This is a genomic window from Micromonospora sp. DT63, from assembly GCF_049841615.1.
In the GTDB taxonomy this organism is placed as follows: domain Bacteria; phylum Actinomycetota; class Actinomycetes; order Mycobacteriales; family Micromonosporaceae; genus Micromonospora.
Window position 1 is genome coordinate 758,156 of sequence record NZ_JBNCKQ010000002.1, and the last position, 11,735, is coordinate 769,890.

General features: G+C 69.5%; 5 protein-coding genes and 1 pseudogene. All 6 read right to left on the minus strand.

The features are described from left to right. Positions 1-184: 184 nt before the first annotated feature. Positions 185-394, minus strand: a complete 210-nt coding sequence (locus ACLQ27_RS10340; protein ID WP_007465625.1) for a helix-turn-helix domain-containing protein — start codon at positions 392-394, stop codon at positions 185-187. 200 nt (positions 395-594) lie between these two features. Next, on the minus strand, positions 595-1,779 hold the full coding sequence (locus ACLQ27_RS10345) for an ABC transporter permease (RefSeq protein WP_357494683.1): 1,185 nt from the start codon (positions 1,777-1,779) through the stop codon (positions 595-597). 116 nt (positions 1,780-1,895) lie between these two features. Further along, positions 1,896-2,735 (minus strand): annotated as a pseudogene (locus ACLQ27_RS10350) (ABC transporter ATP-binding protein); the annotation flags it as partial. Beyond that, entirely contained in the window at positions 2,732-4,114 is a 1,383-nt protein-coding gene (locus ACLQ27_RS10355) for an efflux RND transporter periplasmic adaptor subunit (RefSeq protein WP_425866492.1), read from the minus strand. The pseudogene ACLQ27_RS10350 and the gene ACLQ27_RS10355, both read right to left, overlap by 4 nt. A gap of 164 nt (positions 4,115-4,278) precedes the next feature. Then, the gene (locus ACLQ27_RS10360) at positions 4,279-4,671 is read right to left on the minus strand and encodes a DUF6188 family protein (protein ID WP_357494687.1); all 393 of its coding nucleotides are present in this window, start codon (positions 4,669-4,671) and stop codon (positions 4,279-4,281) included. After that, entirely contained in the window at positions 4,665-11,495 is a 6,831-nt protein-coding gene (locus ACLQ27_RS10365) for a polymorphic toxin-type HINT domain-containing protein (RefSeq protein WP_425866495.1), read from the minus strand. The genes ACLQ27_RS10360 and ACLQ27_RS10365 overlap by 7 nt, the downstream gene beginning before the upstream one ends. Positions 11,496-11,735: the final 240 nt, after the last annotated feature.

Below are 11,735 nucleotides of genomic sequence, written 5' to 3' on the forward strand. Positions count from 1 at the left end.
GGACCGGATGACACCACGCAGGTGGCGACGGCGACCGCATGCGGACAACGGACCGGACCAGTCTGGGCGGCGGGGCGCACCGGTGGGGTCTCGGTCGGGCTCCAGGGTAGCCGGAGAGCGTCAGCAGGACCAACGCGCCCCCGTCCAAGCCGCCTACGTGGCACTCGATCGGCGGACCGGTGGCTCAGGCGGTCTCCTGAAACGCGCCCCGCAGATATTCGTGCACCGCGTGCTCGGGCACCCGGAACGACCGCCCCACCCGGACGGCGGTGAGCTCACCGCTGTGCACGAGGCGATAGACAGTCATCTTCGACACCCGCATGACCGTCGCCACCTCCGCGACGGTCAGGAACTTGACCTCCGACAGCCGTCCATCGGACTGCGACCCGGCCATGGCTCACCGACCCATCCCATGCCCGGCGCGTGCCAACCCGACGGATGCTCCGGGCCGGGCGGCGACGCGCGTGTTACCAGTACGGTAGCGGGGCGGCTGTGACCGGCGCGATCCCTTCGTACAACTGATCATGCCTGGATCGTCGGTTCACCCGATCCGGCCTGCCGTTATCTCCCCGGCTGCGTCCACCGTCCGGTTGGTCACTCGGCGCGCAGCGCCACCACCGGGTCGAGTCGGCCGGCGCGCTGCGCGGGAACGACCCCGAAGACGATCCCCACCGCCGCCGACACCCCGAAGGCGAGCGCCAACGACCACCAGGTGATCGCCGCCGGGATCGGCGACAACGCGTCCACCAGCAGGGCCGTACCCACGCCCAGCGCCATCCCGGTCAGCCCGCCGATGGTGGTCAGCAGCACCGCCTCCAGCAGGAACTGCACGCCGATGTCACGGGGTCGGGCGCCGACGGCCTTGCGCAGCCCGATCTCCCGGGTCCGCTCCCGGACGCTCACCAGCATGATGTTGGAGACGCCGACGCCGCCGACGAGCAGCGAGATGCCGGCGATGGCGGCGAGTACGCCGGTGAGGACGCCGAGGATGTCGCCGAGCACACCGAGGATCTGCTGCTGCGTGACCGCGCTGAACTCGGTGTCCGGGTGGCGGCGGTTCAGCTCGGCGACGATGCGCTCACCCAGCTCGTCGATGCGCTCCCGGTCGGGCGCCTTCACCGCGATGCCGTCCACCCGCTGGGTGCCCCACAGGCGCTGCGCCGCGGTGACCGGTACGTGCACCTCGTCGTCCCGGTCGACGCCGAGGCTCTGCCCGAGGGGCGCGAAGACGCCGATGACCCGGAACCGCACCCCGGCGAGGGTCACCTGCTGACCCAGGGGATCCCGGTCGGGGAACAACGCGCGGGCCACCGAGTCACCGAGGACCGCGACCCGCCGGCTGGTGTCCACGTCCGTGCCGGTGAGGTAGCGACCTCGGGCCAGCGACCGGGTGAACACCGCAGGGGTGGTCTCCAGCACGCCCTGGACGGTCGTGAAGTCGGAGCGGGCGCCGGCCCGTGCGGTCGCCCCGGAGGCGACGGTGACCGCGACCCGCTCGGGATCGCCGACGACCCGGGAGACCGCGTCCACGTCCTTGAGCGTCAACGGCGACACGACCGGCGCGGTGCCCACCTCGATCTTGCCGGGGACGACAAGCAGCAGGTTGGAGCCGAGCCCTTCGACCTGCTGCTCGACCTTCTGCTTGGTGCCGGTGCCGATGGCCACCAGCAGCACCACCGAGGCCACCCCGATGATCACGCCGAGCATGGTGAGCGAGCTGCGCAGCCGGTTGGCCCGGAGCGCGTCCAGCGCGACCCGCCACGCCTCGGCGACCCTCACGCCGCACCGTCCCCGGGCTCGCCCGGGCCGGCCTCACGCGTTCCGGCTTCGGCACGGCGCGGGCCGGGCTCGTGCATGTCGGTCCCCCCGCGGCGCGGGCCGGGCTCGCGCGGAAGGCGCCCGGTGGCTCCGGCGGCGCCACCAGAGCCACCGGACGGGTGCCCCGGGCCGCTTCCGGACACGGACCGGGGCTCCGCGCTGGGAGCGGGGACCAGTGTCTCAGGTCGACCGTGATCGACGGACAGCGGTCGATCATGAGGTGCGGTGGCGCTGTCCGCCACCACCACACCGTCGCGCATGGTGATCCGGCGGGCGGCCCGAGCCGCCACCTCCTGGTCGTGGGTGACCATCACCAGCGCCACCCCGGATTCCGCGTTCAACCGCTCCAGCAGCTCCAGGACCGCAGCGCCGGTCACACTGTCCAGATTGCCGGTCGGCTCGTCGGCCAGCAGCACCGTCGGCTCGGTGACCAGGGCGCGGGCGATGGCCACACGCTGCTGCTCGCCACCGGACATCTGGTTGGGCCGGTGGTCCAGCCGGTGCCCGAGACCGACCCGGCCCAGCATCGCCGCCGCCCGCTCGCGGCGCTGCCGGGCCGACACGCCCCGGTAGACCAGGGGCAACGCCACGTTCTCCACCGCCGAGGTACGCGGCAGCAAATGGAACGCCTGGAAGACGAACCCGATCGTCTCGTTGCGCAGGGCGGCCATCTCCGGCGGGGTGAGGGCGTTGACGTCCCGCCCGCCGATGACCAACCGGCCGCCGGTCGGTCGGTCGAGCCCGCCCAACAGGTGCATGAGCGTCGACTTGCCGGAGCCGGACGGCCCGACCAGCGCCACGTAGTCCCCGGGCTGCACGGTCAGCGACACCCCGCGCAGCGCCTCCACCGACACCCCGTCCAGCTGGTACGTCCGCGACACGTCCACCGCCTCGATGGCCGGCGGGGTGTCGGTCACCGGACCTCCTGGCCGTCGCGCACCTGGTCGGTGCCGCGCACCACGATCCGGTCGCCGTCCTGGACGCCGTTGAGGATCTGCACCAGGTCGGCCCCCTGGACGCCCACGGTCACCGGCGCCCGGTCGGCCTTGCCGTCGCGGACCACCCAGACCGTGTCCCGCCCGTCGGCGGAGAAGACCGCCGAAGCGGGGACGGTCACCGCGTCGGCGGCCTCGCGTACGCGCAGGTGCACGATCGCGTTCATGCCGGGGCGGGGCGTCGGGGCCGGCGCATCCTCGGCCAGCTTCCCGGGACCCAGCGTGAGGCGTACCCGATAGGTGACGCCGCCCTGCGCGGAGCTGGTGGGGAGCACGTCGACCGAGCGGACCGTGGCGTCGTAGTTCGCGCCGGCGACGGCGTCCAACTCGACGGTGGCGGTCACCCCGGCCTTGACCAGCAGCACGTCGGTCTCGTCCACCTCGGCGAGCAGCCCCAGCTGCCCGATGTCCACGACGGTCAGCACCGGCGTGCCGGCGGTGACCTGACCGCCGACCGCCACCGCGTCGTCCACTCCGGCCGGCGGGCCGGCCTGCGCGGGGGCCAGCGCGGACGGGTCGAGGCCGGCCCCACCGGCCTGCTCCAGCAGCCCCGCCAGGCCGCCGTTCGCGCCCCCGCCGGCCCGGGTGCCGCCGGGCTGCACCACCCCGGCGACCGGGGCGCGCAGGGTCAGCGCGTCGACCGTCGCCTTCGCCAGGTCGTACGCCTGCTGGGCCTGGAGCCGTTGCGCCGCGGAGAGCGAGCCGACGGCGGAGTTCAACCCGCTGATCCCCCGCTGTACGGCGCGCACGGCCTGATCGGCGCTGCGCGCGGCGGCCGCGTACTGCTCCTGAGCGGAGGTCACCTGGGCCAGCAGCGCGTCCCGCAGTTGTTGGTCGGCGATCTTGTCGGCGGCCTCGCGGGCTTCGTCGAAAGCCTTGTCGGCAGCCTTGTCGGTGGCACGCCGGCTGCCGGTCAGGCTGCCGGTGGAGACACCCCGACCGGCGCGCTTGGCGGCGGCCAACGCCTCCTTGGCCTGGCGCAGCCGGGCCTGGGCCGACGGGGACGCGACCACGGCGAGCACCTGGCCGCGCTTCACCCGCTGTCCAGGCTGGACACGAAGGCTGGCGAGGGTGCCGTCGGCGGGCGCGGTCAGGGTCGCGGCGGCCCGCGCAGTCACCGTCGCCGGGGCGTCGATCACCTCGGTGACGGGGTTGCGGGCGGCAGATGCCAGCGCGAGGTCAGGGTCTTTGTCGCCGCAGGACGCGGCGGTGGTGGCGGTGAGGACGGCGACGGCGGTCAGGGCGGTGAGCAGGCGGGGCCGCGTGGCGCTTGCGGGCCGCGGCAACTGGGGGCGGCGCACCCATCGATCGTACGGGGCCAAATTGCTGGCACCTACTGCGGCACCAACAGGGAATGTTGCGGAGTGGGCGCGAAGTGGCGACGGGCTGAGCAGTATTGACTGGGCGCTAAATCAGGTGGGCGAACCTGCGGTGCCGCAGTACAACGACACCGCAGGCTCACGAACTATTCGGCTTCGTGCCGTTCGCCCCAAAGCGCTACCTCACCGCCAGGCATGCACGTCACTCGCCTTTCTTTCGGCCCCACAAGACCCCAAGCCTCGTATTCGGCATCCGGAGAGACGGTCAATTCCGCTCCGCCCTCGAACGTTACTAGTAAATCGCCACCGCTTCCCACTTCAGCAAGGGTGACTCTATCGCCCACCAGGCCCACCAGGTGGATTACGGCTATAGCCGGAGACTCCGGGTCGAATCGCACAGTTTCACCAGACGGCGTCCTAATGACCGATTCGGTCTCTACGCGAAACTCGCAATCCCCACTAGTAAGAATCGTGAGAGCAGCATCGAAGCAGACACGGGTTACCGATTGACCTGCAACGTTCAAATTCACTTCTACCATCCAGCCGGGAGTGAATACGTGCCGTCGGGATTCATTGGTATGTGGGTGTCGGCCCTTGAACCTGGCTTCCCGTTGAGCCCGATCGGCTGGCCATGCGCGTTATGAAAGCGAACATACCCATTCGGATACATGGCCGTCGGGTTCATAGTGCGAACCATCTTCGCGTTTCCTGTTGCCCCGGGAGCCTGCCAAACAGTTCCCTTACCATTATCAGCGGTTCTCGCCGTCCAGTCGTCGCCGACCCCAGCAGGACGATGAGGACCGAGCGGCTTCCCGGCCGTCGAAGGGTCCGGAACGTCACAGGCGCCACCCGTGTTATGCACCAGGACCGAGGCGCTGCCGGCAAGCACATAGTACGTGTGGATGCCGTCAACAGTGAGGTTGTAGGCAAGGTCTGCGTGGACAGTGTTCGGACGGACGCCAACGACGGATCGGGTGCGGCCGTCCGCCGACAGCACGAGATCGCCCGCGTCAAGCTTGTCGGCCGGCTGCCATTCCTGGTCGGTCTGGTTCCAGAACGGATGATCCTCGGTCGTCGTGATTGCGGCGTCAACGAGTTGGAGTTCGATGAGGTCGTCTTGGTGGACCCACACATGAGTGATGACTCGGGGACCCTGCTCGCCAGTCTCCGGGTCCGAGGCCATGACCTCATCCCCAGCCTTCAACTCGTCGATGGCCTTGGTGGTTCCGTCCGCCATCAAAACCTGGGTATCACCGCTGAAGCTCTTGCAGCCACCGGGGGCGGCGGGACGCCCACCGGGTGCCGCCACACGTCCCGCAGTGCCCAAGGCACCGAGCGCACCGCTCTGGAACATCTCGTCCGCCGGCAGGTTGGCCGCCATGAAGTCGAAGTGGCCGCTCCAGAGCTGTTCGATCCACTCGTTGCAGCCGCCCGGCCGTCCCATCTCGTGACAGATGTTCATGGCGAGTTCGCGTTCGTCGTTCCGCACCAGCTCGTCGTTGGAGAATGCTGACGCGCCGAACTTCGCGGCACGCTGTTCGTTCCAGAGGCGGGTGAACTCCTCCAGCGGCACTGTTTCGGGCACCACGATCACATGTCCGAGGACTCGGGGATGCTCCCGCTTCCGGTTCCTGGTGGTCGACTTGCCGTTCTTCTTGCCCCAGTCCTTGTTCGCCTCGGTGCCACAGCCGCCCGGGCAACCACCGGCACCACGGCCGTCGCCATCCTTGAGGGGCCGCGAATCATAGCCGTAGCAGTCGTACTCCATGCAGTCGGCCGGGATCAGGCCGTCCGGGTCGCTCATCGTGACCGGGGAGTTGTTCGCGTAGGAGTAGCCGTTCCACTGCTGGGGATCGGCCGGGTCCTGCAACGGATCCACCGAGACGAACCGACCGATGGTCGGGTCGTAGTTCCGTGCGCTGACCTGGGTCAAGCCGGTGTTCGTGTTGAGTGGCTGGTTGAGGAAGCCACGGTTGTCCGGTGCCGTCACGGTGGCGCCGCGGGGCGCGCCGTACGGGGTGTACTGCCGCCAGGTGGGCATCTGTGCCGTGTTGTTCAGGTACAGGCTGGGCGTGCCCTGGTGGTCCGGAATGGTGAACCCGTAAGCGCTGCCACTGCCCGTGCGGTAGGCCATCGCGCCGCTCGGCAGCGGGTAGTAGCGGGTGCCGCTCAACGCCTGGGTGCTGGTGTTGAGGGTGATCTGCTGACCGGGCAGGTAGAGGGTGGTGACCCCCGGGTCCTTCTGGATCAGCAGGTTGCCGTCGGCGTCGTACAGGAACGAGCTGTTCCCGTCCGTGCCACCGGTCACCGACGTCAACTCGCCGGTGTCGTCCCAGTTCAGGGTCTGGGTGCCCTGCCCGGCCTTGCGGGTGGTCATGTTGCCCGCGTCGTCGTAGGCGTACGAGGTGGTGCCGGTGAGGCCACCGGAGGTGGTCGTACCCGTCAACGTGTGCGGCTGACCCTTGCCGTTGCCGTCGTAGGCGTAGGTGGTGGTGGTGTCGGTCCCACCGGTCGGCGAGTACTGCGTCTGGCTCTTCCGGTTGCCGAGCGAGTCGACGTCCCACTCGGTCCAGTAGGCGCTGGTGGCGCCGATGCCGCTGCCGACCATGGCCCGGTTACCGACGGTCGGAGTGACCGCGCAGTCGTCCTTCGCCGTCCATGCCTTGGTCAGCCGCCGCAGCGCGTCGTACCGGTAGCACTCCGTCTCGGACACCGTCGACGGCTCGTAGCGGGTGTTGACCGTCTTGGTGATGTTGCCGTACAGGTCGTACTCGTAGTCCTGCTTGTCGACGTTCGTCGTGGTGGTCGTCGTCTTGGTCACCAGTTGTTGCTTGCGTCGCCCGTCGTGGTCGTCGTAGACGTTGACGATCGAGGCCAGGCTCGTCGGGGAGCCGACGACGTTGCGGGTGATCCGGCCCCAGGCGTCGTAGTCGGCGGACTGGCTGTAGCCGGCGAGGCCGCCGACGGTGGTCGGCAGGTCCAGCACTCCGGTGTAGCCACGCAACACGGTTTCGGCAGGCAGGTTTCCCCGGGCCGGGTAGGTGTCGGCGAGAGGGATTCCGATGGTGGCCGAGTAGGTGTGCCCGAAGCCGTACGTGTTGCCGAGCGCCCCCTCTGCGGCGGGGATGGTGATCGTCTCGCCCTTGGAGTTGCCGAAGGCGTCGAAGCCGGTCCACTGGGTGCTGTACGCGGCGCCGTTGCGGAAGGCGGTCGCCGTGGTCAGCTTGCCGACCGGGTTCGTCATCGCCACGGCGGTGTTGTCGTTGTCGTACACCCAGGCGCCCAGCTGGTTGCTGGCCGACTGCGCCGTGACCGCGGCGGCGAAGCTGCCGGTACGACGATTGATCTTGTCGAAGGTGTACGACACGGTCTTGCCCCGGCCGTCCGTCGACTCGACGACGTTGCCCGCACCGTCGTAGCGGGTGGTGCTGGTCCCGGCGTCCGGGTCATCCTTGCTGACCACCTGTCCCAGCAGGTTGAACCCGCTGGTCCAGACGTTGCCCGCGGTGTCGGTCAGGGTGGACTGGTTGTCGTGGCTGTCGTAGCCGTACCTGGTGGCCACCGTGGTGCCGCCGGTCAGGCGGTAGACGCCGGTGAACGGGTTGCTCGGCGAGACAAGCGTCGGGGCCGCGATGTACTGGAGCTGCTCCTCCAACCGGCCCATCGGGTCGCTGACCGTCGCGGTGACGGTGCCGCCGGTCGGCGGGATGACCGTCGTGCGGTCGCCGTTGTACACCGTCCTGGTCGACGACTTGACCACCCCGTCGCGGGCGTTCTCGGCCAGGATGACCCGGCCGAGCCCGTCGTAGGTGTTGAAGGTCTGGTTCAGGGCCTTCTTCACAAGGCTGTCGGTGTAGACCGGAGTGGTGTTCGGCGTGGTGGCGGCATCCCACCAGCCGTTGTAGGTCGCGCGCACCCATCCCCGGCTGTCGTAGAACGAGTCGGTGACCATCCGGCCACCCGTGTTCGTGACCGACTGGGTCTGCCGCACCCGGTACTGGGCGTCGTAGATGGTGGTCGAGGTGCGGTACCCGTTGTTCTTGTTGAGCGTCTCGGTCGTCGTGGCGGTCGGCCCGGTCTTGGACACCGTGTAGCTGTGCTTCACGTTCGCCGGAGCGCTGGTGGGCCGGGACGCCACCCACGCCGCCGTCAGGCGGCCGAGCGCGTCGTACTGGGTGCTGGTGACCACGCCGTTGGCGTCGGTGCTGCTCGTGGGCAGATTCCGTAGCGTGGTCATGGTCGTGGTGGTGGCGTGGCCCTCGGCGTTCTGCAGGGTCATGCCGGTGGTCAGACCGGTGGCGTTGTCCGTGTAGGTGGTGGTGGCCTTGTTGCCGTTACCGTCCCAGCTGCCGGTGGCGCGGCCGTACGCGTCGAACTCGGCCCGGTCCGTCGTCTGGTAGGTGTAGCCGCCGGAGGCCCAGTCGGACGCCTTGCGGACCATTGTCACGTTGCCCCTGGTCGGGGCGGCCTGCGGAAACGTGGTCGCGAAGGTCGTGTCGTCGTAGAAGGTGCGGACGTGTGACACCACCTGCGCAGGCCGGTTGACCGTGGCCGGGGCGCTCAGCGTGTTGGTGCTGCCCGGCACCGAGGTCGGCGAGCCGGCGGTGAAGCCACCGCAGGCCACCGACACGGTCTCCACCTGGCTGGTCAGGCCGACCAGGTTGAGACCGGTGTTCACCGGGGCGTAGCTGGTGCTGGTGCAGCGGTCGTACTTCGGGTCCGCCGGAACGGTGTGGTCGTACGAGTGCTGCAACAGCCCGAACGTCGGGGAGCTCGTCGACGCGTCGTACGACATGTCGGTCTGGCTGTACCGCCAGGTGGTGGTGGCGCCGGTGGTGACCGCCTGACGCCGCCAGGTCTGCACCGGCGCGGCGAACGTCGCGGTCAGAGCCGGCAGCCCGGTGCGGGTGCGGGTCGCGGTCGCGCCGGACACCCAGTAGGACGTGACGGTCGAGCTGTCGACCGGGCCGCCGTCGCCCAGGTAGGTGGTGGCCTCCAGCGGGCGGCCGGCGAGCTGGTCGACATCCTCGTGCGTGCCACCGGCGCTGTCGGTGACGTTGACGACGGTGGTGTTGTTGTTCCTGCTCATGCCGCGGTAGTAGGTCGTGTCCGCCAGCGTGCGCGGGTCGTTGACGCCGTCACCGTTGCGGACCCGGACCTTGCCGTAGCCACGGAACTGTCCGTAGGTTCGGTACTTGGCCTTGACCACCTCGTTGTCGTCGTAGTGCCATGCGGCGTTGCCGACGTACTCGTAACTGGTCGAGGTGGCCGGCGCACCCCCGGTGGGGTCGGTGGCGGTGACCCGGGTGACCGCGTACTTGTGGAACCAGTCCAGGATCTGGTTCGGCACCCCCTCCGGCGTCCAGTAGACGGGGTAGCAGGACTTGCCGTTGGACGCGGGGCTGACCGTCACCGGCGCGCTGCAGGGCTGCGGCAGCTCGTAGCTGGGCGAGATCACCGAGCCGGTCTCGGTGGTGATCGTCGCGATGCGCTGCCGGTAGAACGAGGGGTAGCCGCCGGTGACGTCGACGCGGTTGGGCAGCTTGATGCCGGTGAACGACACCGAGGGCAGGGCGATGGCGCTGGTGGAGCCGCCCGAGGTGGTGTCGTGCCCGGTGCGGGTGATCGAGGTCAGCCACAGCGTCGGCGCGGTGCCGTCCCCGGTCGCCGGCATGGTGTGGGTCAGGGCGTAGGAGTCGACCTTCTTGTACGGGGTGCTGCTGGTGTCGTACTGCTGGGTCTCGATGGAGGTCAGCCGCACGGTGGAGAAGAAGGACGGGCTCCAGGCCTTGCAGTCCGTACCGGAGTTGCAGACGAGGTCGAACGGCACGTCCGGCCAGTTGGCCTTGGTCGAGTCGTTCAGCGGCTTGCAGGTGCCGGACAGGCAGCGGTCGTCGCTGTTGAAGACCACCTGGTTGGGGATCACGCCGTACGCGCCGTTGTCGCGGAAGCCGTAGTCGATCCGGGCGAGGTTGCTGTCCCGGATGTACGGCACATCGGTGGCGCCCTCGTTGCGGCCGTAGTAGTTGGTGGCCTGGTTGTAGTAGTAGGCCATCGCGTTGCCGTGGACGTCCTTGACGTAGTCGAGGTTCCACCGGTACGCCATGGTGCAGACCGAGGAGCTGAAGCCCGCCGAGTTGTAGCAGGGGTCCCCGGAGTGCGCCGAGTAGACCGGAACGTAGTCGACCGACTTGGTCTCCGGCTTGTTGGTCGTCCACCCCGGCAGACGGTTGCGGCCGAACTCGTAGACCGTGCCGTCCCGCTCGGTGACCCGCCAGTAGTCGGTGTCCTTGGTGCCACTGCCGTTACCCGAGTTCATCACCCGGGTGACCACGGCGCCGGTGTCGTTCTGCACCTTCCAGGTGTCCTTGCCGGAGTCCCAGATGAGCGAACTCGACGATCCGTTCAGGGCGATGGTGAGGATCGGACCGGCGTAGCAACGGTCGTTCGTCTTGACCGGGGATGGACTACCGCCCGGGTCGTCGGAGCAGGAGACGAAGGTCTGCTCGACGTACGACTTCGGGGTGGTCCAGCCGTCGCCCACCCAGGACGCCTGCGCGTTGGTCGCCGAGGTCTGACCATCGACCCCCGCGGAGTCGTAGGAGAGGGCCAGTTGCGGCACGAGCTTCGACCGAGTCGGCGGCACGGCAAGGGGGTACGAGTAGCTGAACGAGCCGGTGCTACCGCCCGCGGTCCAGGAGCCGGACGGCTTCAGGTCGGTCGCGGCGTAGGTGCCACCCTTGCCACCCTCATCGCCGACACCGGCGACGGTGGCGAGCACCATCGCCGACCCGGCCGACCGGCTGTCGGCGGCGGCGGTCGTCAGCGGGACCTCCGCCGACACCGAGTTGGCCGCCGCGTCGTTGGTTGAGGCCAGCGGGATGGGCGTCCGGCAGGCGGCGAGCCCCGGTGTGGTGAGCGCGCACGCCGGCAGCTGCACGAGTCGCAGGCGGGAACCGTAGTTGCCGCCGTACGCCTCCGCGAACTCGGCGTAGTCGACGCCGACCCGTACCGCGCCGGTGGCGCGTCCGGTCGACGACGGCGTCACCGAGAGCAGGACGCCGTCCACGCCGGCCGCCTCGGTGGCAGCGCGGTCCGCGATCCCCACCCGCATCTGCTGCGGACCGGCGTAGCGGCCGCCCTTGGCGACCGGTGTCACCCAGATCGGGGTACCCGCGGCGCGTGCCTTCGCCGGCGCGGCGGCGCGGGCCGCGGAGGTCGTCGCGGTCAGCTCGACCGTTGCCGACGCGGCCTTCGGCCACGCCGTGCGCGACGGCCGGTAGGTCGACTTCGCCTGGTCGGGTGGTGTCACGAAGCTCGTGGGCAGTGGCTTGACGCCGGTCACCGATCGCCCGGGCGACATGGGCGGCAGCTTGGACACCCCGCCGTCTTCCGGTTTCGCCGCCGCCGGCGCCCCGGCCAACAGGCTCGCCACCAGGGACGCCGCCGTGGCCAGTGCTACCAGACGTCTGGGACGTGTGTGCAGTCGTAATCCCCCGTACCCGACCATTCGATCCTCACCTCTGCGCGTTGCCAGAAAAGCCACGCAGGGTGTTCGGTCGCACACCCCCGTGGCGCGATCAATGTTTCACGTTGGATCGAC